This is a genomic window from Methylobacterium mesophilicum (assembly GCF_036441335.1).
Classification (GTDB): domain Bacteria; phylum Pseudomonadota; class Alphaproteobacteria; order Rhizobiales; family Beijerinckiaceae; genus Methylobacterium; species Methylobacterium mesophilicum_B.
Map to the genome: position 1 here is coordinate 229862 of NZ_MLBW01000015.1, position 20076 is coordinate 249937.

Here is a 20076-nt window from a genome sequence, read left to right on the forward strand (position 1 = left end):
TCTTCCCATTCCTCGCCCTATCCCGAGGCGCCGCAGCGCGGCGGCGGCCTCCTTCGGGCCCGCTTCGCGGTCGCCTCAGGATGACGGAAGGAGGCTGGGACTTTCGACGGGCATCATGAAAAGAAACCGCGCCGGGAGAGCGGGGCCATGGACGACATCCAGCCGCCTGGGCGGCTCGTCACCCTCACCGACGTCGCCCGCGAGGCCGGGGTCGGCGAGAGCACGGTCTCGCGGGTCCTGCGCAACCACGGCTCCTACTCCAAGCGCGCCGGCGAGCGGGTGGCGGAGGCGGTCGCCCGGCTCGGCTACGTGCCGAATCGCCTCGCCGGAAGCCTCGCCGGCCAGGGCGCGAGCGCGCGGCTCGTCGGCGTCGTCATCCCGTCGCTCGCCAACGTGGTCTTTCCCGACCTCCTGCGCGGCCTCACCGCCGCCCTCGACGCCGAGGGCATCCCCTGCGTGATCGGGGTCAGCGACTACGACCCGGACCGGGAGGAGGCGCTGGCCGCCGCGCTCCTGTCCTGGCGGCCGGCGGCGCTGCTGCTCACCGGGCTGGAGCACAATCCCGGCACCGTCGCCCTGGCGAAGGCCGGGGGCGTGCGCGTCGTCGAGATGATCGACACGGACGGGGAGGGGATCGACGCCGTGGTCGGCTTCTCCAACCGGGCCGTGGGGGCGGCGAGCGCCCGCCACCTCGTCGCGCGCGGCTACCGGCGGATCGCCTATCTCGGCCACGACCTCGCGGTCGACCTGCGCGCGGGCAAGCGGCTCGCCGGGTTCGAGGCCGCGCTCGGGGAGTCGGGGCTGGCGCTCTACGGCAAGGAAATCCGGACCGGACCGTCCTCGCCGGCCTCGGGCCGGGCCGGGCTTGAGGCGCTGCTGGCGCGCGTGCCCGATCTCGACGCGGTCTACTTCTCCAACGACGACATGGCGCTCGGCGGCTACTTCGCCTGCCTGTCGGCGGGGCTGTCGGTGCCGGGGCGGCTCGCGCTGTTCGGCTTCAACGGGCTCGACTTCGCGGCGGCGATGCCCCAGCCCCTGTCGACGGTGCGCACGCCGCGCCTGGAGATCGGCCGGCAGGCCGCCGCCTGCCTGACCGGAGAAGGCCCGAGACGCATCGATCTCGGATTCGAGCTGATCGAGGGAGCGACCGCATGAGCGACGAGAGCCGGCTGCGCGAGGAGATCTGCCGCTACGGCCGCTCGCTGTTCGAGCGGGGCCTGACGCCGGGCTCCTCCGGCAACATCTCGCTGCGCCTGCCCGACGGCGGCTGGCTGGTGACGCCGACCAACGCGTCGCTCGGCTTCCTCGACCCGGCACGGATCTCGCGGCTGGATCAGAACGGCCGCCTGGTCTCGGGGGATAAGCCGACCAAGGAGATCCCGCTGCACGGCGCGCTCTACGAGAGCCGGAGCGAGGCGAAGGCCATCGTCCACCTGCACTCGACCCACGCGGTGGCGGTCTCGATGCTGCCGGAGATCGACCCGCGGCAGGTGCTGCCGCCGCTGACGCCGTACTACCTGATGCGCACCGGCGGCACGGCGCTCGTGCCCTACTATCGCCCGGGCGATCCGGCCGTGGCGGACGCGATCCGGGGCCTCGCGGGGAAGTACAGCTCGGTGCTGCTCGCCAATCACGGCCCGGTGGTGGCCGGCGACAGCCTGGAGGGCGCGGTCTTCGCCACCGAGGAGTTGGAGGAGACCGCCAAGCTCTACCTGCTCCTGCGCAATCTCAACCCGCGGCCGCTGAGCCCCGGGCAGGTGGCCGATCTGGTGAGCCATTTCGGCCTGACCCTGCCGGAGCCGGACGACCATGCCGGGCACGATCACGGGTGAGGGACTTCAGGGGCCGGTGCAGGGCGCGACGCGCCCCTCTCCCGCGCGGGGGAGGGGACGCGCTCCGATCCGAAGCCGGTCGTCCGCGGGGAAATCTCCGCCTCACCCCTCGATCTTCGCGAACTCCGCCACCTCCCGCGTCGCGGCGCGCAGCGCGTTGAGCAGAGCCAAGCGGTTCTCACGGAGCTTCGGATCGGGCGCGTTGACGGTCACGTCCTGGAAGAACGCGTCGACCGGCGCGCGCAGCGTCGAGAGCGCCTGCATGGCGCCTGAGAAATCCTCGCGAGCGACGGCGGCCGAGGCGGTCTCCCGCGCCTTCGCGAGGGCCTCGGCCAGCGCCCGCTCGGCCGGCTCACCCGCGGCGGCCAGCGCGGCGTCGGGTGCGGAATCGTAGGCGCGGCCGTCCTTCTTCTCCTCGATCCGCAGGATGTTGGCCGCGCGCTTGTAGCCCGCGAGCAGGTTCTTCCCGTCCTCAGTGTCGAGGAACTGCCCGAGGGCTTCGACGCGGCGGACCACCATCAGCAGGTCGTCCTGGCCGGGCAGGGCGAAGACGGCGTCGATCAGGTCGTGGCGGGCGCCCTGGTCGCGGAGATAGACCTTCAAGCGGTCGGCGAGGAAGCCGAGGAGGTCCCGCGCATCGGCGCCGGCCCGACCGGCGAGGCCGCGATCCGCCGCGCCGGCCTGCTCCAGCAGGCGCAGGCGCAGGCCGCGGTCGAGGATCAGGCGGATCACGCCGAGAGCCGCCCGGCGCAGGGCGAACGGGTCCTTGCTCCCCGTGGGCTTCTCGTCGATCGCCCAGAAGCCCGCCAGCGTGTCGAGCTTGTCGGCGAGCGCCACCGCGATGGAGACCGGATCGGTCGGCACCCGGTCGGAGGGGCCGAGCGGCTTGTAGTGCTCCTCGATGGCGGCGCAGACGCTGTCGGGCTCGCCCTGGAGCGCCGCGTATTTCCGGCCCATCAGGCCCTGGAGCTCGGGGAACTCGCCGACCATCTCGGTGACGAGGTCGGCCTTGGCGAGGCGGGCGGCGCGCTCGGCGAGGGCCGGGTCGGCGCCGACCAGCGGCGCGAGGCCCTTTGCCAGAGCGGCGATGCGGGCGATCCGCTCGCCCTGCGTGCCGAGCTTCTCGTGGAACACGATGCTGTCGAGCTTGGGCAGCCTATCTTCCAGGCGGGTGGCCTTGTCGGTCTCCCAGAAGAACTTCGCGTCCGAGAGGCGCGCCCGCACCACCCGCTCGTTGCCGGCGGTGATCGCCTGGCCGCCGTCGGTGGCGACGAGGTTCGAGACCAGGATGAAGGCCGGCGCCAGGTCCTCCGAGCCGCTCTTCCGCAGCACGAAGCACTTCTGGTTGGCCCGGATCGTCGCCCGGATCGCCTCGGCGGGGATGTCGAGGAAGCTCGCGTCGAACGAGCCCATCAGCACCACCGGCCATTCCACGAGGCCCGACACCTCGTCCAGCAGGCCCTCGTCCTCCACGAGGTCGAGGCCGCTCGCGAAGGCGAGGTCGCGGGCATCGTGCAGGATCACGTCCTTGCGCCGCTCGGGGTCGAGGACGACCTTCGCCCGCTCCAGCGCCTGGATGTAATCGTCGAACCGGCGCACCTCGATCGCCTCGGGGGCGAGGAAGCGGTGGCCGTAGGTCACGGTGCCGGCCGCGATTCCGCCGACCGAGAAGGGCACTGTTTCCGGCGTCTCGGTCTCCGGCCCGAAGGTCGCGACGATCGACTGCAGCGGGCGCACCCAGCGCAGGGAGCCCGGCTCGGCCGAGGCCGCGCCCCAGCGCATGGATTTCGGCCAGGGGAAGCTCTTGACGATCTCGGGCAGGAGTTCGGCCAGCACGTCCAGAGTCTCGCGGCCCGGGCGCTCGATCACCGCGAGGTAGAACGCGCCCTTCTTCGGGTCGGTGACGGTCGTGGCCTGATCGAGGCTCGTCAGCCCCGCGCCCTTCAGGAAGCCCTGGACGGCCGCCTCGGGCGCGCCGACCCGCGGGCCGCGGCGCTCCTCGCGCACGGCCTCGCCCCGGGCGGGCAGGCCGGCGATGTGCAGCGCCAAGCGGCGCGGCGTCGAGAACGCCCGGGCGCCCTCGTACAGGAAGCCGCGCGCCACGAGGGCGTCGGTGACGAGCTTCTTGAGATCCTCCGCCGCGCGCCGCTGCATGCGGGCGGGGATCTCTTCCGAGCGGAGTTCGAGCAGGAGGTCGGGCATGGGGCGGCCATATCGCCGCGCCGCACCCCTGTCGAGGGTCGGCGCGCGGGGCTCAGCGCGACTCGCCCTTGAGGATGGTCGAGAGCTGCCACTTGCGGTCGCCGATCGCGTGGGCGTCGGAGACCTTCCAGCCGCCGTCCTCGCGCACGAGGTCGTACACGATGACGTTGGCGCCGTTGCCGCCCCTGCGCTCGACGGTGACCTTCGCCTGGTCCTTGCCCTCGGTGGCCTCCTTGAAGGTCAGGTTCTTCACCGTGTCGGGCTTCAGGGGCTCGCCGTTCAGGCGGTAGTCGAAGTCGAGGTTGCCGGTGGCGCCGTTGGCCTGCTTCGCGTCGGCGTCGAACAGGCCCTGCAGGCGCTTCGAGTACACGGAGGAGTGATTCGGGTGCGGCTCGGCGTAGAGCTTCTTCACCGTGGCCTCGGGCCCGGGATCGGCCGCCAGCGCGGGGGCGAGGCCGAATCCGAGGAGGCTGAGGGCGAGGATCGTCTTCTTCATTGGGCATGTCCCGCGTCTGCGGACGCGCCGAGGCGCGCCGGTTGGCGGGGGTTGCAACGCGCGAGGGGGCAAGGGGCTCCGCGATGGGGCTCCGCTCCGTCATCGCGAGCGCAGCGAAGTGACCCAGGGTGTCGGCACGTCTGGCAGCGAGGAGCGACCCTGGATTMCTTCGCTGCGCTCGCAAGGACGGCGGCGCCACCGGGCACTCCGAACTGCGTCATCCGCAGCCGTCTGGCCGAGCGCAAGCGCCGACCTCACGCCCCCCCGGCGGCGGTCCTCAACCACGCCGCGCCGCAGGCCTTGGCCAGCTCGCGCACGCGCAGGATGTAGCTCTGGCGCTCCGTCACCGAGATCACGCCGCGCGCGTCGAGCAGGTTGAACACGTGGCTCGCCTTGATGCACTGGTCGTAGGCCGGCTGCGCCATGCGGTGGCGCTCCCCCTCCGCGCCCGGCGCGCCCGCCGCGAGGTAGGACCGGCAGGCGGCCTCCGCGTCGGTGAACTGGCGGAACAGCATCGCGGTGTCGGCCGCCTCGAAGTTGTGGCGGGAATATTCCTGCTCGGCCTGCAGGAACACGTCCCCGTAGGTGATCCGGTCGGCGCCCCCGGCGCCGTTGAAGTCGAGGTCGTAGACGTTCTCGACACCCTGGACGTACATGGCGAGCCGCTCCAGCCCGTAGGTCAGCTCGCCCGCCACCGGCGCGCACTCGAAGCCCGCCACCTGCTGGAAATAGGTGAACTGGCTCACCTCCATCCCGTCGCACCAGCACTCCCAGCCGAGACCCCAGGCACCGAGCGTCGGGCTCTCCCAGTCGTCCTCGACGAAGCGGATGTCGTGGAGCTTCAGGTCGACGCCGATGGCGGCGAGCGAGGCGAGGTAGAGCTCCTGCAGGTTCGGCGGGTTCGGCTTCAGGATCACCTGGAACTGGTAATAGTGCTGGAGCCGGTTGGGGTTCTCGCCGTAGCGGCCGTCCTTGGGCCGGCGCGAGGGCTGGACGTAGGCCGCCTTCCAGGGCTTCGGGCCGAGCGCCCGCAGGGTCGTGGCCGGATGGAACGTGCCGGCACCGACCTCCATGTCGTAGGGCTGGAGGATCACGCAGCCCTGCGCCGCCCAGAATTCCTGAAGCGTCAGGATCAGACCCTGGAAGGATTTTGTCTGGGACATCGGTCTCGGCGGCTCGGGATCGCGCGGCGGCTGGGGCCGTCGGCGGGCCGGTTTAGGTGCGGGCGGCCGGGGGTGCAAGCAGAGGGCGCGGCCGGGCTTGCCTGCCCGGACCGGATGGTGGTCCGATCCCGCCGTCCCGGCGGAGAGACACCCGGCGGAGAGACACGGAGCGAATCATGGACGACAGCCTCGCGATCCGCCCGATCGGGCCCGGCGACCGGGACGCGTGGCTGCCGCTCTGGCAGGGCTACCAGGCCTTCTACAAGGTCGACCTGTCGAACGCCGTCACCGACACGACCTGGCAGCGCCTCAACGATCCGGCCGAGCCGGTGGATGGCGCCCTGGCGTGGCGCGGCGCCGAGGCGGTCGGCCTCGTCCACCACATCCGCCACCGCTCGGCCTGGACGATCGGCGACTACTGCTACCTCCAGGACCTGTTCGTGGCGGACGGCACGCGCGGGCTCGGGATCGGCCGTCGGCTGATCGAGCACGTCTACGCGGCCGCGCAGGCCGCCGGCTGCTCCCGCGTCCACTGGCTGACGCACGAGACCAACGTGGACGCGATGCAGCTCTACGACCGGATCGCCGAGAAGTCGGGTTTCGTGCAGTACCGCAGGATCTTCTGAGCGCCGGCGCCCCACGTGCGCCGGGACACCCAAGCGTGGCGGTTTTTGGGCAATAAACCGGAACCGCCGAGCTGACGGCCAAGTTATCAGCGCAACAGGGGATCTCGGCACCTCAGCGCTGCCGAATACAGAACGTCGGACGACCCGTCATGTACAATGCTCGCACCCGCACCAGCTTCGGCCGCAAGAACATCGCCGTCTTCGCCGCGCTCGCCATCTCGTCGCTGGCCGCCACGCCCTTCGTGATGAGCGCCAGCCGCGCGCTCGCCACCTCCGAGGACCAGCCGGTGACCGCGACTCTGCGGGTCGAGCCTGTGGAGGTCGCCCCCGTGGCGGCCGCGCCGAAGGCTGAGGGAAGCTGCCTGCGTAAGGTCCGGGTGGTCTACAGCGGCTACGGCCAGTCGGCGGACGGCTGCGCGGCCCACTGAGGACCGCGCCCCGACTCAGCCGTGGGCCGGCGCGGTCCCGGCCAGGCGCTTGAGATGGAGTTCCTCCAAGTCGATCTCCGTCTCCAGCTGCCGCAGAACCGAGCTGTGGATCCGGTTCTGCCGGTGCAGGTCGATCAGGGCCGACCGGCCTGAGCGCACGGCGAGCAGCGCGGCGGCGAAGTGTTCGGTCTTCTCGGCCGCCAGCGCCGTGCGCTCGTCGCGGTCGCGCGAGGCCGCCCGCACCCGGCGGCGGTACTCCTCCACGAGGCGCGGGTGCTGCAGCGCGCCGGTCTCGGGGAACACGAGGCCCTGAAGGGCGGCGAGCCCGGCCTCGTTCACGACGACGCGGGCCATCGGCGCGTCGAGGTGGCCGTCGGGGAGGCGCGACGCGGGGTCGAGGCGGAGGCCGCGGATCAGCGGCCCCAGGGTCGTGCCCTGCACCAGCACGGTGAACAGGATCACCGCGAAGGCCGCCACCAGGATCGCGTCGCGGCCGGGGAAATCCACCGGCAGGGCCAGGGCGGCCGCCAGGGTCACGACCCCGCGCATGCCGGCCCACCCGACGATCAGCGGCACGGCCGGGTTCGGGGAAGGCTCCTGCGCGCGGACCCGCGGCGACAGCAGCCGCCGGAGGTAGACGGCGGGGAACACCCAGAGCAGGCGGGCGACGACGCAGGTCGCCGTGACGGCGAGCGCCAGCGGCAGCTCCGCCGCGAGCGCCCCCGGCTGGCCGCCGGTCCGGGCGAGCACGCCGCGGAGCGCCAGCCCGATCAGCACGAAGACCAGGGCCTCCAGCACGAAGACCACGAATTCCCACACCGCCACGGAGTGGCGGCGGGCATGGGCGTCGAAGGTCTCGTGCTCCCGACCGCCCATCATCAGGCCGCAGGCGACCACGGCCAGGACGCCGGAGGCGTGGATCTCCTCGGCCGCGAGGTAGGCCACGTAGGCGGCGAGGAAACTCAGCACCGTGATGGCGTTGGCGTCGTGCATGCGCCGCATCACCAGGGTCACCGCCACCCCGCAGGCGACCCCGACCGCGACGCCCGCCGCCGCGAGCCACGCGAAGCTGCCGGCCGCCGCCCAGGCGCTGAAGGTGCCGGTGAGCGCCGCCGCCACCGCGAACCGGTAGAGCACGAGGCCCGAGGCGTCGTTCACGAGGCTCTCGCCCTCCAGGACCGTGATCATCCGGCGGGGCAGGGCGACGCGGGCCAGCACCGCCTTGGCGGCGACCGCGTCCGGCGGCGACACGATGGCGCCCAGCGCGAAGCAGGCGGCCCAGGGCAGGGACGGCACCACCGCGTGGGCGACGAGACCGACCACCAGGGTCGTGAACAGGACCGCGCCGAGGGACAGGGACAGGATCGGGCCGAGGCTCGCCCGGAAGTCGCGCCAGACGGTGAAGTAGGCGGATTCCAGCAGGAGCGGCGGCAGGAACAGGACCATGATCAGGTCCGGGTCGAGATCGAAGGCCGGCAGCCCCGGCACCACCGCCAGCGCCATGCCGCCGACGACGAGGGCGGCGGCCGGCGGGAAGCCGAGGCGCCCGGCCGCCAGCGACAGCAGCAGGGCCGCGCCGAGGAGGCCGAGGATCAGTTCGAACAGGGCGACGGCTGTCATCGATGGATCGGGCCCGGCGCCGGAACTCCGGCAAGCGCGGCCGTTCTAGGACGTTTCCAGGCCGGATGAATACCGCGTCCGCCGCGGGGCCATCGAGGGGCCGCCGAGGATCGCGGTGCGGTCAGCGACCTACAGCGCCCCTTCCCGCACGGCACCCGGATCGGCCAGCGCGTGCAGGATGCGCGCGGCGCTGTGGGCGAAGCGCAGCGTCACGGCCTTGCGGCGGGCGCCGCTCAGCGGGTGCTCGGGCGGCTCGCGCAGGATCCCGGCCCCGTAGGCGTCGGCGACGATCAGGCCGCACTCCTCCGGGATCAGCGACTCGGGCACGTCCTCGGGGATGGCGAAGAAGAACCGGTCGCAGAAGTCGCGGTAATCCGGCCATTTCCGGTCGGCGCGGAAATCGGCCACGCTCGACTTGATCTCCACGATGGTGAGCTTGCCGGCGCCGCAGAGCGCGATCACGTCGGCGCGGCGGCCGTTGACGAGGGAGAATTCCGGCAGGGTGACGCAGCCCATCTCCGAGAACAGCCGGCGCACGCCGCGCTGGATGCGCAGGGCCGTGGGCGATTGCCGCCGGTCGGGCGGCAGCAGCGCCTCGACGGACGGGGGCGCGGAATCGGGGAGGCTGAGGGAAGCGGACATCGAGCTCGGGGGATGCGTCTGTGGGTGCGTCTGTACCGAATCGGGACATCCTGCCAAGTCGCGCCCGGTCCGTCACCTGCGGCGCGGCAGCGCCCCACGCATCACCCCGGGGCGATCACCCGAGGCAGGCCCGGATCGCGTCGAACCCGTCGGTGAGGGCGGCCGGGCCGGGCTGCAGGATCAGCGGCGACTTGATCTCGTGGATGCGCCCGTCGCGCACCGCCGGGATCGCCGCCCAGCCGGGCCGGGACCGGATCCGCTCGACATTGACCCGCTTGCCGCACCACGAGGCGAGGATCACGTCGGGCGCGGCCGCGATCACCTGCTCGGCGGTGACGATCCGGTCCTTCGCGGCCGGCTGGCGGCTCAGTTCCGGGAAGACGTCGCGGCCGCCGGCGAGGCCGATCAGGTCCGAGACCCAGCCGATGCCGGAGATCATCGGCGCGTCCCACTCCTCGAAGTAGACGCGCGGGGGCGGCCGGTCCCGCACCGTCTCGGCGGCCGCGGCCAGCCGCGCCTCGAAGCCCGCCGCCAGGGTCCCGGCCCGCTCCGGCAGGCCCACGAGGGCGCCGAGCGTCCGCACCATGGCGAGGCAGCCCGCCACGTCGCGCTGGTTGAACAGGTGAACCGCCACGCCCGCGCGGGCGAGGTCGGCGACGATGCCGGCCTGGAGGTCCGAGAAGGCCAGGACGAGGTCCGGCGCCAGCGCCAGGATCTTCGGGATGTCCGCGCTGGTGAAGGCGGAGACGCGCGGCTTCTCCCGACGGACCCGGGGCGGGCGCACCGCGTAGCCCGAGACGCCGACGATCCTGTCCTCCGCGCCCAGGAGGTACAGGGTCTCGACCGTCTCCTCGGTGAGGCAGACGATCCGCTCGGGCGGGAAGCGGCGCATCAGCGGCGGGGCCGGATCATCGGTCGAGCCAGTTCATCGGTCGAGCCACGTGAGCAGCCCGGCCCCGGGGGCCAGCAGCACGAAGGCCCAGACCAGGGCGGAGGCGACGTTGGCCAGCTGGAACGGCAGCCGCGCCAGGCCGAGGATCCCGGCGAAGAGCGGGACCAGGGCGCGGGCCGGTCCGAAGAAGCGCCCCAGAGCCACCGCGGCGATGCCCCAGCGGCCGATGAAAGCCTCGGCCTTGGCCATGAGCTCGGGGTAGCGCCGCAGCGGCCACTTGGTCTTCGCCCCGGGCCCGAGCCAGCGCCCGGCCTCGTAGGAGATCCAGTCGCCGAGAGCGGCTCCCAGCGCCGCGGCGATCACCACCGGCCAGAACGGGATGTCGGCGCCGCCGACGAGGGCCCCGATGCCCACCAGGATCACCGTCGCCGGGACGAACAGCGACAGGATGGCGATCGATTCGCAGAAGGCGAGGCCGCCCGCGATGACCGGCGTCCAGGCCTTGTGCGCCTCCACGAAGGCGAGGGTCGAGGTGCGCAGGGCTTCGATGTCCATGGGGCTCCGAACGGGGCTCGGCGGATGGGAGGAGGGTCGGTCCCATCTGAGGCGCGCGGGGGAGGGCGGCAAGGGACAGGGGTGCGGCCGGCGCCGGAACCGGCTAACCGTAGCGGGACAACGAGCGAGTCCCGCGTTGAACGTCCTGTCGATCCAGTCCCACGTCGCCTACGGCCATGTCGGCAACGCCTCGGCGGTGTTCCCGATGCAGCGACTCGGGGTCGAGGTCTGGCCGGTCCACACGGTGCAGTTCTCCAACCACACCGGCTACGGGGCGTGGCGCGGCCCCGTCTTCGACGCGGCGATGATCCGCGAGGTGGTGCGCGGCATCGGCGAGCGCGGGGTCCTGGGCGGCTGCGACGCGGTCCTGTCGGGCTACATGGGCTCGGCCGAGATCGGCGCCGCGATCCTGGAGGCGGTGAATGCCGTGCGGGCGGCGAACCCGCGGGCGCTCTACTGCTGCGACCCGGTGATCGGCGACGTCGAGGAGGGCGTCTACGTGCGGCCCGGCATCGAGGCCTTCCTGCGCGAGCGCGCGGTCCCGGCCGCCGACATCCTCACCCCCAACCAGTTCGAGCTCGGCCTCCTCACCGGCCTGCCGAGCGGCACCCTGGCGGAGGCCGGGGCCGCGATCGCGGCGCTCCGGGCGCGCGGGCCGCGGGTGGTCCTGGTCACCTCGGCGCTCTGCGCCGACACCCCCGCCGACAGCATCGACCTGCTGGCGGGCGCGGAGGGGCGGCTGTTCCGGGTCCGGACGCCCCGGCTCGCCATCGCGGTGAACGGGGCCGGCGACTGCATCGCGGCGCTGTTCCTGGTGCACTACGCCCGGACCGGCTCGGCCGAGGCGGCGCTGGGCGCGGCGGCGGCCTCGATCTACGGGCTGCTCAAGCGCACCGCCGAGGCGGGGTCGCGGGAGATCCTGACGGTGGCCGCGCAGGAGGAGTACGTGAACCCGAGCGCGCGGTTTCCGGTCGAGGCGGTCTGAGGCCCCCCGGCAAACCGCTTCGCTCAAATCCGCAGAGAGCAGCAAGGATCGAAACGATGGCGCGCCGCTTCGTCACCCTCGACGTGTTCACCGAGCGGAGGCTCGCCGGCAATCCCCTCGCCGTGGTGCTCGACGCGGAGGGGCTCGACACCGCCGCCATGCAGGCCATCGCGCGGGAGTTCAACCTGTCGGAGACGGTCTTCGTCCTCCCGCCCGCGGAGGCCCGGCATCGGGCGGCGCTGCGCATCTTCACCCCCGCCCGGGAGCTGCCCTTCGCCGGGCACCCGACGGTGGGCACCGCCGTGCTGCTGGCGCTGCAGGACCCGACCCGGGGCGACGCCCGGGCCTTCGGCCTGGAGGAGGGGATCGGCATCGTCCCCTGCGTGGTCGAGACCCTGGCGGACGGGACCGGCGGACGGGCCCGGTTCCGGCTCCCGGTCCTGCCGGACTATCTCGGGCCCGGCCCCGATCCCGCCGCGCTGGCGCGGCTGCTGGGCCTCGAGCCCGGCGACATCGGCACCGGCCGGCACGCCCCGAGCCGCCACGGCGTGGGGCCGACCTTCACCTGCGTGCCGGTCGCGTCAGTCGCCGCCCTCGACGCCGCCCGGACCGCCCAGGCACCCGATCCGGCCGACGGGCTCTACCTCTACACCCCGGATCCCGAGGGCACCGGCCAAAGCTGGCGCGTCCGCATGTTCGCGCCGAATGTCGGCGTCCCGGAGGATCCCGCCACCGGCTCGGCGGCCTCCGCCTTCGCGGGGGTGCTGATGCAGTTCGAGGCGCTGGGCGACGGCAGCCACGACGTGGCGATCCGCCAGGGCGAGGCGATGGGACGGCCGAGCGACATCGCGCTCCAGCTCACGATCGCGGCCGGCGCCCTGCAGGGCGTCGAGATCGGCGGCGCCGCCGTGATCCTGTCGGACGGCACCCTGCATGTCTGAACGCTCCTCTGACGGCTCATCGGACGGCGTCTCCGACGGCTTCCGGATCACCCGCGTCGCGGACGTGGCGGCGCGGTTCGTGGACCACGACTGGGCCTTCCCCCGGGCGCACGCGGCCGCCATCGCGGCCCACTGGCAGGCCCGGCTGCGCCGCAGCCCCGGCATGTTCGACGGGACCGTCCTGCTGTGCTGCGACCACGCCGTCGCCGACGGGGTCGCCCGCCTCGACCTGTTCGCGACGCGCTACGCGACCTTCACCTACTACCGCGATGGCCCCCGCGCCGAGGCCCGCATCGCCAACGCCTTCGCGGCGATCGTGCCCTGGACGGCGGACGGCGCCGTCCTGCTCGGCGAGATGGGCGCCCACACGGCCAATGCCGGCCAGCTCTACTTCCCCTGCGGCACCCCGGATCCGGACGACGTGCGCGGCGCGGGCGTCGACCTCACCGGCAGCGCCGCCCGTGAACTCGCCGAGGAGACCGGCCTCGCACTGCCGGACGGGGCCGAGACGGACTGGGTGCTGCTGGAGGGGGAGGGCCAGCTCGCCTTCCTGCGGCCGGTGCGCTTCCCCGAGCCGGCCGCGCGGCTCGTGGCCCGGATCGCCGACCATCTCCGCGCCGAGGCCGAGCCGGAACTCGCCGGGATGCACGTGGTGCGGGGCCGCGAGGACATCGACGCAGCGCGGATGCCGGGCTTCGTGCGGGCCTACCTGGCGGACGCGTTCCCGCCCACCCGCTGACCGGCGCGCGGACCGGCCCGATCGCCCTCGACGCGGGCGTCGTGGCGGAGGTCCAGCAGGCGGCGGACCGGGCGCCGCGGCACGGCATCCTGTCGCGGCCCCTCGACGTCGGGCGGGCCGTGGACCGGAGCTTCGCGGAAGCGGCCTCGAACTGGGCTAGGGACGGTCGTCAAACCCCGCGTTTTTTGCGGCACTGCGGGAGCTTCGCTGTTTTCGGCACGTTCACCAGGGGCTCCCCGCAGCGGCACGTGGCCGGGCGGGTCGCGTTCCGGAGTGTCCATGTCCGATTCCCGTCGTCCCGCATCGCAGGCCCGCGCGTCCCGCTCGCGCATCCAGGAAGGCCAACCCTATCCCCTCGGCGCTACCTGGGACGGGCTCGGGGTCAATTTCGCGCTGTTCTCGGCCCACGCCACCAAGGTCGAGCTCTGCCTGTTCGACGACCAGGGCGAGCAGGAGATCGAGCGGATCGAGCTGCCCGAGTACACGGACGAGATCTGGCACGGCTACCTGCCCGACGCGCGCCCCGGCACGATCTACGGCTACCGCGTCCACGGCCCCTACGAGCCGAAGGCCGGACACCGGTTCAACCCCAACAAGCTGCTGATCGACCCCTACGCCAAGGGTCTCGTCGGCTCGATCACCTGGAACCCGGCCCTGTTCGGCTACCAGATGGAGACGGGCGACGACCTGACCTTTGACGAGCGCGACAGCGCCCCCTACACGCGCCGCTCCCGCGTCATCGACCCGGCCTTCACCTGGGGACGGCACCGCAAGCCGCTGATCCCCTGGGAGAAGACCATCGTGTACGAGGCCCACGTCAAGGGCATGACCAAGCTCGACCCGCGGGTGCCGGAGAAGCTGCGCGGCACCTATGCCGGCCTCGGGACCCGGGACGTGCTCGACTACATCAAGAGCCTCGGCGTCACCTCGGTGGAGCTGCTGCCGGTCCACGCCTTCGTGCAGGACGACTACCTGCAGCAGAAGGACCTGGTGAATTACTGGGGCTACAACACGATCTCGTTCTTCACCCCCGCACGGCGCTACGCCGCAGTGCCGGACTTCGCCTTCTCCGAGTTCAAGGAGATGGTCTCGCGCTTCCACGGTGCCGGCCTCGAGGTGATCCTCGACGTGGTCTACAACCACACCGCCGAGGGCAACGAGAAGGGTCCGACCCTGTCGTTCAAGGGTGTCGACAACGCCTCCTACTACCGGCTGCTGCCGAACGAGCCGCGCTACTACATCAACGACACCGGCACCGGGAACACCTTCAACCTGTCGCACCCGCGGGTGCTGCAGCTCGTGACCGACTCCCTGCGCTACTGGGCGCAGGAGATGCAGGTGGACGGGTTCCGCTTCGACCTCGCGACGATCCTGGGCCGCGAGCCCTACGGCTTCGACGAGGGCGGCGGCTTCCTCGACACCTGCCGGCAGGACCCGGTGCTCAACAACGTCAAGCTGATCGCCGAGCCGTGGGATTGCGGCCCGGGCGGCTACCAAGTCGGCGGCTTCCCGCCGGGCTGGGCCGAGTGGAACGACCGGTTCCGCGACGACGTCCGCGCCTACTGGAAAGGCGACGGCGGGCTGCTGCCGGACCTGGCCGCGCGCGTCTCGGGCTCGGCCGACAAGTTCAACAAGCGCGGGCGCAAGCCCTGGGCCTCGGTGAACTTCCTCACCGCCCACGACGGCTTCACCCTGCACGACACGGTCTCGTACAACGACAAGCACAATGAGGCGAACGGCGAGGGCAACCGCGACGGCCACTCGCACAACCTCTCGTACAATTACGGCGTGGAGGGCCCCACGGACGATCCTGAGATCCGGGCGGTGCGCCTGCGCCAGATGCGCAACATGCTGGCCACCCTGTTCCTGTCCCGCGGCACGCCGATGCTGCTCGCCGGCGACGAGTTCGCCCGGACACAGAAGGGCAACAACAACGCCTACTGCCAGGACAACGAGGTCTCGTGGCTCGACTGGGGGGCGATCGGCGACGAGGAGCGGGATCTCGCCGAGTTCACACAGCGCCTGATCATCCTGCGCAACGCCCTTCCGATCCTGAGCCGCGGCCGGTTCCTCACCGGCCAGTACGACGAGGAGTTCGGCGTCAAGGACGTGACGTGGCTGCGGCCGGACGGCAGCGAGATGGCCGGCGAGAACTGGTCGGACGGCGAGGCCCGGGCCTTCGCGGTCCAGCTCGACGGGCGCGCCCAGGCCACCGGCCTGCACCGGCGCGGCGGCGACGCGACCTTGCTGATCATGTTCAACGCCTACCACGACCTCGTGACGTTCACGCTGCCGGAATCGGTTGGCGGCGTGGCCTGGACGCGGCTCCTCGACACCAACCTGCCCGACAGCCAGGACGTTGAGAGCTTCAAGTTCGGCTCCGGCTACGACGTGACCGGGCGCTCGCTCCTGATGTTCGTGCTCAAGCCCGAGGACAGCCCGGGCGTCGAGGACAACGCCATGGAGCGCTCCTACCAGCACGTGATGCAGGCCTTCGAGCGGGCGAACGTGGAGCATGTGCGCTTCCACCTCGACGACGCCGAGGCTTGAGGCGAGGGGTGAGGGACGCGGTCGGGCGGTTTTCGCACCGCCCGGCCGTCTGCGCCTTGCGCCGGACGGCGCACCCGGCTAACAGCACGGCACCGCGCGGCCCTGGCCGCGCCCGGCGCGCCGCGTGCGCGCCCGGGTGCCCGGTTCGCGGACGGAGGGGTGGCCGAGTGGTTGAAGGCGCACGCCTGGAAAGTGTGTATACCGGAAACGGTATCGCGGGTTCGAATCCCGCTCCCTCCGCCAGATATTCTGCCAGCCTGAAAATTTAGCCTCGACAAGGAGTCAAGCAGGACAGCCGTTATCTGTCCCCAGCAAGTGACCCATTGTATTCCCGCAATGTGCGTCATCTGGCCGAACGTCGTTCATCGTGGGAGCCCCGATCAGCTGAACCGCGCCGGGTTTCCCGAGGGCCCCAGCGCTTGCGAGGATGGGGCCTTGACGAAGCGAACCCCACCGGTTTCCCCTGAGATCCGTGAACGTGCGGTACGGATTGTGCGGGCGCGCCGGGGCGAGCACGACTCTTAGTACGGCGCGATCCGCTCGATTGCGGCTAAGATCGGATGCACGGGCGAGACGCTGCGCAACTGGGTGCGACAGGCCGAGCGCGACCGGGGCGTGCGAGAAGGTCCGACCACGGACGAGCGCGAGCGGATCAAGGCGCTGGAGCGGGAGGTGCGCGAGCTCCGGCAAGCAACGAGATCCTGAGGAAGGCGTCGGTTTATTTTGCCCAGGCTGAGCTCGACCGCCGGATTGTAGGCCGCGTGTCTCACGCTCGGCGCGGGCGGACGTCGTGCTCGATACCTTGGAGCAGGCCCTGCACGAGCGCCACCTCTTCGCTGGCAGTGGCCTCGTCTGCCACTCCGACCGCGGCGCGCAAGACGTGAGCATCCGCTACACCGAACGCCTCGCCGAGGCCGGCATCGAACCGTCCGTCGGCAGCGTCGGCGACTCGTACGATAACGCCCTCGCCGAGACGATCATCGGCCTGTTCAAGACCGAGGTGATCCATCGGCGTGGGCCATGGCGCTCCTTCGGGGCGGTCGAGTCCGCCACGCTCGAATGGATGGACTGGTTCAATCACCGTCGGCTGCTCGAGCCGATCGGCAACGTGCCTCCCGCCGAGGCGGAAGTCCGCTATTATGTCGAAGCCGGGCGCCAAGCCTTGGCCGCCTGACCCAAACCAAACGGCCTCCGGGAAACCCGGCGCGGTTCAGGGACCGATCGGTTGGGGCTTGCGGCGCCGCGCGGGATGATGGATCGAGCGCTTCTCTCTCGACCTCGGATCGCCCATGAAGCTGCGCCTGCCCAAGCTCTTCGATAAGCGCTCGCCGCTCGTCCAGGCGCCGCTTCCCGGCTTCGATCCGATCTATTACCTCTTCTGGTATCCGGACGTGCGTGCGGCCGGCCTGGACCCGCTGCGCCATTATCTCCTCGCCGGCTGGAAGGAAGGCCGGGATCCGAGCGCGGGCTTCAGCACAGGAGGTTATCTCGCCGCGAACCCCGACGTCGCGGCAATGGGCCATAACCCGCTGCTGCACTTCCTGAATGCCGGATTTGCGGAGGGGCGTGGCGGCTACCTCAAGGATCCCGCGGCGCCAGCCCCGCGGCCCAATTCCGCCGCTGAGCCGATGAAACTGCTCTCCGGGCCGAACTCGAAGCCGATCAGCGAAACGCTAGAAGGCTACGTCGACGAGATCACGCACACATACGTCCGTGGCTGGGCGTTGCCGCTCCGCTCGTCGGAAGCGCCGGCAGAGATCCATATCTTCCTCGACGACGTTATTGTTGGACGCATAAACGCAGATTTGCCGAGAAAAGATCTTCTGGAAAAGAGTATCGGCAGCGGCAGCTACGGATTTAAATTTGAATTCGATCCGCACCGCGACGCTTCTTCGCCTCGCACGGTTATCGTTCGGCGAGCGGGCGATGGCTATGAACTCGGGCGCGCCGTGATCGGCGCAGAAGTCGATCAGGCATGAAAGGGCCCGCGTCGGCGCATAGGGCGGGCTGGCATCATGTCTGAGGCGCCCTGACGGATCTACGCGGCCAGGCGCATTGCCGACGCCCTCGGCTGAGAGGCAGCGGCCCGTACGGCCTCGGCCAATGCTCCGCGCGCATCCCACCCCGCCAATCCTGCGGCCCGAGCCACGAGGATCGTCGTCTCCAGGCTATCGGCAATCGCCGTCGTGGGTTGGGGTATGGTGGGTCGCTGACTTGGCATCGAAGCTCTCGCTATCGCAGCGGAGGAGTGCGCCTGAATGATTACCGCCCTGTCTCCCAGGCGCACGCGCGCGGGAATGTGATGCAGCCGCAGGCGCACGAAGAAGGCCCCGCGCGGCGCTGCCGGCGGGGCTGAGTGCATCCTGGGAGGGATACTGGGCCGTCGCAAGGCGTGCGCCACGAGCACGAAAGGAATGTCTCGGCCAGAGCTGGGCAGCTCGACGTGATTGCATCAGAGATGCTGGGTCGACCCGCAGGCGGGTCGACGGTTCCGGTCCGCCACGCGGTCCCAATCCTCCAGGACGTCGCCGGACGGCGGGAGGACCATCCAAGGGCCGCCCGGGGGTTCGTCCTCCTGCTGCTCGGCCGCCTCGGGTTCAGGTTGTGGCTCTTCTAGGAAGTCGCGCGTTGCCGGAACAGGCTGCGGGTCTGCGCGCCGATGCGCGCCTATGCCGGCTGGCGACGGCGATGATGGCCGAGGCCTACGGTGGCCACGCGGCCGACCAGCTCGGTCGGGCGCACGTCGACCTTCTCAACGCCGAAGAGGCGCGCGTCCGCGAACTGATCGCCGCCGGCACGTGGCCGAAGCGCTGGACCGGCGACGAGCCGACCGCGGACGTGCCCCTCGACGGCGTCTTCTCGCACGGGTCCGTGCAGCGACTCCTCTTCACTGATCAGCCCGACCTCACGCCCGCAAAGTAGCCCTATGGCCGAGTCCAGCACCAGCGCGCGAGGTTCGCCCGTCAGACCATCAATTCGAGCTGTACGCCTTGAATGGTGAGATATCTGGAGGCGCCGTGCTTGAGGCATCGAAGCCTCACGCGCCCGTCCGGCTCCTGATGGCTGCTCAAGGCTATCAGAATCTCGCCGTCGTCCGTCCGACGCACACGACTACCGATTTGAACGCGCCAGACATTCTTCGCGTCAATCATAACGCTGTCGCCTCCCGAGGCGCACAGCGACGTTGCACTGTGCACGCTCGCTTTATCAGTTTTCAAGACGCGATGAATATCAGTTCTAATGACGCATGCCGATGTAATTCATGTGGACAATATGCAACCAAGAGTGGAATAGCGGGCGAGTCTGAGAACGCCACCGAGGCCGCGGACCGAGCGCAGTCATCTCGCCCTGCGACCTGTACCGCTACCGCGTCGAGCGCAGCATCGGCGGCTTCCTTGCCGGTCGGTCCGTGGTCTGGATCATGGTCAACCCTTCGACGGCCGACGCTGAGACCGATCACGCGACGACCCGGAAGGTAGTCGGCTCCGCCGAGCGCCTTGTGCAGTGACGCGGACGGAGGATTCGCGCGGACGGTGAGGGGTGCGAGTTTGGGCTATGGCTCCGACGGTATGCGTGCTCCTCAAACCGGTCGACACGGAACGGTTGGCTGCGACCGCCAGCGACCGTTCCTGTCCGCTCAAGTACACTCACCGCGCGCCCATCGAACCTGTTCGATGGGCGCGCGGTGTGGTCGGCCTCTGCCTGGATCCACCCGCCCACGCGGTGGTGCTGTCCATCGACGGGAAGAGCCAGGTCCATGCCCTGGAGCGGACCCGCCCCGACCGGCCGCTCGCTCCCGGCCAACCCGCCGCCCAGACCCACGACTATACTCGTCACGGCACCACGACGCTGTTTGGAGCCCTGAACGTCCTGGCGGGCACCGTGCTCGACCGCTGCATGCAGCGCCATCGGAACGGTGAGTTCATCCGCTTGCCGGGACGCCGTCGAGGCCGCAGTCCCGCCCGGCAAGGCGATCCACGCGATCCTCGACAACGTCGCAACCCACAAACATCCGAAGGTGCGCGCCTGGCTCGCCCGGCACCCGCGCTGGACGTTCCACTTCACCCCGACTTCGGCCTTGTGGCTCGATGTGGTCGAGGGCTTCTTCTCGGCGCTCACCCGCCGTCGGTTGCGACGCGGTTCCTTTACAGGCGTCGTCGACCTGCAGGTGGCGATCAAACGCTACATCGCCGAGCACAACCGGTGCGCCAGGCCATTCGCCTGGACCGAACCCGCCACCGACATCCTGGCCGCCGTCGGCCGATCTTCTGAACCATCCGCCTGAGTCAGTGCACGAGGTGTATGTCTCGCGCCCTCTTCGCGCACCCGTCTCCGATTAAGCTGTACCGCCCAGATACACCGGCGGCGGGGCGCCGAGCGAGGACATCGAGACAGTCCGTGATAC

At 71.0% G+C, this 20076-nt stretch carries 18 protein-coding genes, 1 tRNA gene and 2 pseudogenes; 14 read left to right on the plus strand and 7 right to left on the minus strand.

What is annotated here, in order from left to right; translation table 11 throughout:
• The first annotated feature begins 147 nt into the window (after nt 1–147).
• Nucleotides 148–1155: a LacI family DNA-binding transcriptional regulator gene (locus tag MMR14E_RS10665; protein WP_331314109.1), complete on the plus strand. Its 1008-nt coding sequence runs from the start codon at nt 148–150 to the stop codon at nt 1153–1155.
• Nucleotides 1152–1832, plus strand: a complete 681-nt coding sequence (locus MMR14E_RS10670) for an aldolase (protein WP_331314110.1) — start codon at nt 1152–1154, stop codon at nt 1830–1832. The genes MMR14E_RS10665 and MMR14E_RS10670 overlap by 4 nt, the downstream gene beginning before the upstream one ends.
• Before the next feature lie 102 nt (nt 1833–1934).
• Here MMR14E_RS10670 and glyS read toward each other — a convergent pair whose 3' ends face one another.
• From glyS to MMR14E_RS10685, 3 genes are all read right to left on the minus strand, one after another.
• Complete coding sequence (gene glyS, locus MMR14E_RS10675; protein WP_331314112.1) at nt 1935–4034, minus strand: glycine--tRNA ligase subunit beta; 2100 nt, start codon at nt 4032–4034, stop codon at nt 1935–1937.
• Between the two features lie 52 nt (nt 4035–4086).
• Nucleotides 4087–4530, minus strand: coding sequence for a DUF3828 domain-containing protein (locus MMR14E_RS10680; protein WP_331314114.1), 444 nt, complete (start codon nt 4528–4530; stop codon nt 4087–4089).
• 254 nt (nt 4531–4784) lie between these two features.
• Nucleotides 4785–5693 carry a glycine--tRNA ligase subunit alpha gene (locus MMR14E_RS10685; RefSeq protein WP_331314116.1) on the minus strand — a complete coding sequence of 303 codons (909 nt, stop codon included), beginning with the start codon at nt 5691–5693 and terminating at the stop codon, nt 4785–4787.
• A gap of 176 nt (nt 5694–5869) precedes the next feature.
• Here MMR14E_RS10685 and MMR14E_RS10690 point away from each other — a divergent pair, with 176 nt between their 5' ends.
• A complete protein-coding gene (locus MMR14E_RS10690; RefSeq protein ID WP_331314118.1) occupies nt 5870–6319 on the plus strand; it encodes a GNAT family N-acetyltransferase in 450 nt (149 codons plus the stop codon).
• A gap of 149 nt (nt 6320–6468) precedes the next feature.
• Nucleotides 6469–6747, plus strand: coding sequence for a hypothetical protein (locus MMR14E_RS10695; RefSeq protein ID WP_331314119.1), 279 nt, complete (start codon nt 6469–6471; stop codon nt 6745–6747).
• Nucleotides 6748–6762: 15 nt separating this feature from the next.
• On the opposite strand, the gene MMR14E_RS10700 is transcribed toward MMR14E_RS10695, so the two are convergent.
• The 4 genes from MMR14E_RS10700 to MMR14E_RS10715 all read right to left on the minus strand — a co-directional run bounded on the left by MMR14E_RS10700 (nt 6763) and on the right by MMR14E_RS10715 (nt 10456).
• A complete protein-coding gene (locus MMR14E_RS10700) occupies nt 6763–8367 on the minus strand; it encodes a Na+/H+ antiporter (RefSeq protein WP_331314121.1) in 1605 nt (534 codons plus the stop codon).
• A gap of 129 nt (nt 8368–8496) precedes the next feature.
• A complete protein-coding gene (locus MMR14E_RS10705) occupies nt 8497–9009 on the minus strand; it encodes an MmcB family DNA repair protein (protein WP_331314123.1) in 513 nt (170 codons plus the stop codon).
• A 115-nt stretch (nt 9010–9124) separates the two neighbouring features.
• Entirely contained in the window at nt 9125–9901 is a 777-nt protein-coding gene (locus MMR14E_RS10710; protein WP_331314125.1) for a cobalamin-binding protein, read from the minus strand.
• A 33-nt stretch (nt 9902–9934) separates the two neighbouring features.
• Nucleotides 9935–10456, minus strand: coding sequence for a DedA family protein (locus tag MMR14E_RS10715; RefSeq protein WP_056523547.1), 522 nt, complete (start codon nt 10454–10456; stop codon nt 9935–9937).
• Nucleotides 10457–10592: 136 nt separating this feature from the next.
• Between MMR14E_RS10715 and pdxY the strand changes: the two genes are divergently transcribed.
• The 10 genes and pseudogenes from pdxY to MMR14E_RS10770 all read left to right on the plus strand — a co-directional run.
• Nucleotides 10593–11441, plus strand: coding sequence for a pyridoxal kinase PdxY (pdxY, locus tag MMR14E_RS10720; protein WP_331314127.1), 849 nt, complete (start codon nt 10593–10595; stop codon nt 11439–11441).
• 56 nt (nt 11442–11497) lie between these two features.
• Nucleotides 11498–12382 (plus strand): PhzF family phenazine biosynthesis protein, encoded by an 885-nt coding sequence (locus tag MMR14E_RS10725; protein WP_331314129.1) that lies wholly within the window; start codon nt 11498–11500, stop codon nt 12380–12382.
• On the plus strand, nt 12375–13121 hold the full coding sequence (locus MMR14E_RS10730; protein WP_331314131.1) for an NUDIX hydrolase: 747 nt from the start codon (nt 12375–12377) through the stop codon (nt 13119–13121). The genes MMR14E_RS10725 and MMR14E_RS10730 overlap by 8 nt, the downstream gene beginning before the upstream one ends.
• 279 nt (nt 13122–13400) lie before the next feature.
• Nucleotides 13401–15671 (plus strand): glycogen debranching protein GlgX, encoded by a 2271-nt coding sequence (glgX, locus tag MMR14E_RS10740; RefSeq protein WP_331314133.1) that lies wholly within the window; start codon nt 13401–13403, stop codon nt 15669–15671.
• Between the two features lie 153 nt (nt 15672–15824).
• Nucleotides 15825–15914 (plus strand) — tRNA-Ser (locus MMR14E_RS10745).
• A gap of 192 nt (nt 15915–16106) precedes the next feature.
• Nucleotides 16107–16845, plus strand: a pseudogene (locus MMR14E_RS10750) (transposase).
• A gap of 115 nt (nt 16846–16960) precedes the next feature.
• Nucleotides 16961–17650, plus strand: a complete 690-nt coding sequence (locus MMR14E_RS10755) for a hypothetical protein (RefSeq protein WP_331314135.1) — start codon at nt 16961–16963, stop codon at nt 17648–17650.
• Between the two features lie 649 nt (nt 17651–18299).
• Entirely contained in the window at nt 18300–18593 is a 294-nt protein-coding gene (locus MMR14E_RS10760; protein WP_331314137.1) for a hypothetical protein, read from the plus strand.
• Between the two features lie 433 nt (nt 18594–19026).
• Nucleotides 19027–19179, plus strand: a complete 153-nt coding sequence (locus tag MMR14E_RS10765) for a DUF1643 domain-containing protein (protein ID WP_331314415.1) — start codon at nt 19027–19029, stop codon at nt 19177–19179.
• A gap of 179 nt (nt 19180–19358) precedes the next feature.
• Nucleotides 19359–19956: pseudogene (locus MMR14E_RS10770) on the plus strand (IS630 family transposase); the annotation flags it as partial.
• Between the last annotated feature and the right edge of the window lie 120 nt (nt 19957–20076).

Coding starts and splice junctions, on each gene's coding strand:
- MMR14E_RS10725 (WP_331314129.1), top strand. CDS start 11,498: ATGGCGCGCCGCTTCGTCACCCTCGACGTGTTCACCGAGCGGAGGCTC.
- glyS (WP_331314112.1), bottom strand. CDS start 4,034: ATGCCCGACCTCCTGCTCGAACTCCGCTCGGAAGAGATCCCCGCCCGC.
- MMR14E_RS10670 (WP_331314110.1), top strand. CDS start 1,152: ATGAGCGACGAGAGCCGGCTGCGCGAGGAGATCTGCCGCTACGGCCGC.
- MMR14E_RS10705 (WP_331314123.1), bottom strand. CDS start 9,009: ATGTCCGCTTCCCTCAGCCTCCCCGATTCCGCGCCCCCGTCCGTCGAG.
- MMR14E_RS10700 (WP_331314121.1), bottom strand. CDS start 8,367: ATGACAGCCGTCGCCCTGTTCGAACTGATCCTCGGCCTCCTCGGCGCG.
- MMR14E_RS10730 (WP_331314131.1), top strand. CDS start 12,375: ATGTCTGAACGCTCCTCTGACGGCTCATCGGACGGCGTCTCCGACGGC.
- MMR14E_RS10710 (WP_331314125.1), bottom strand. CDS start 9,901: ATGCGCCGCTTCCCGCCCGAGCGGATCGTCTGCCTCACCGAGGAGACG.
- MMR14E_RS10715 (WP_056523547.1), bottom strand. CDS start 10,456: ATGGACATCGAAGCCCTGCGCACCTCGACCCTCGCCTTCGTGGAGGCG.
- MMR14E_RS10685 (WP_331314116.1), bottom strand. CDS start 5,693: ATGTCCCAGACAAAATCCTTCCAGGGTCTGATCCTGACGCTTCAGGAA.
- MMR14E_RS10680 (WP_331314114.1), bottom strand. CDS start 4,530: ATGAAGAAGACGATCCTCGCCCTCAGCCTCCTCGGATTCGGCCTCGCC.
- glgX (WP_331314133.1), top strand. CDS start 13,401: ATGTCCGATTCCCGTCGTCCCGCATCGCAGGCCCGCGCGTCCCGCTCG.
- MMR14E_RS10665 (WP_331314109.1), top strand. CDS start 148: ATGGACGACATCCAGCCGCCTGGGCGGCTCGTCACCCTCACCGACGTC.
- MMR14E_RS10755 (WP_331314135.1), top strand. CDS start 16,961: ATGAAGCTGCGCCTGCCCAAGCTCTTCGATAAGCGCTCGCCGCTCGTC.
- MMR14E_RS10695 (WP_331314119.1), top strand. CDS start 6,469: ATGTACAATGCTCGCACCCGCACCAGCTTCGGCCGCAAGAACATCGCC.
- MMR14E_RS10690 (WP_331314118.1), top strand. CDS start 5,870: ATGGACGACAGCCTCGCGATCCGCCCGATCGGGCCCGGCGACCGGGAC.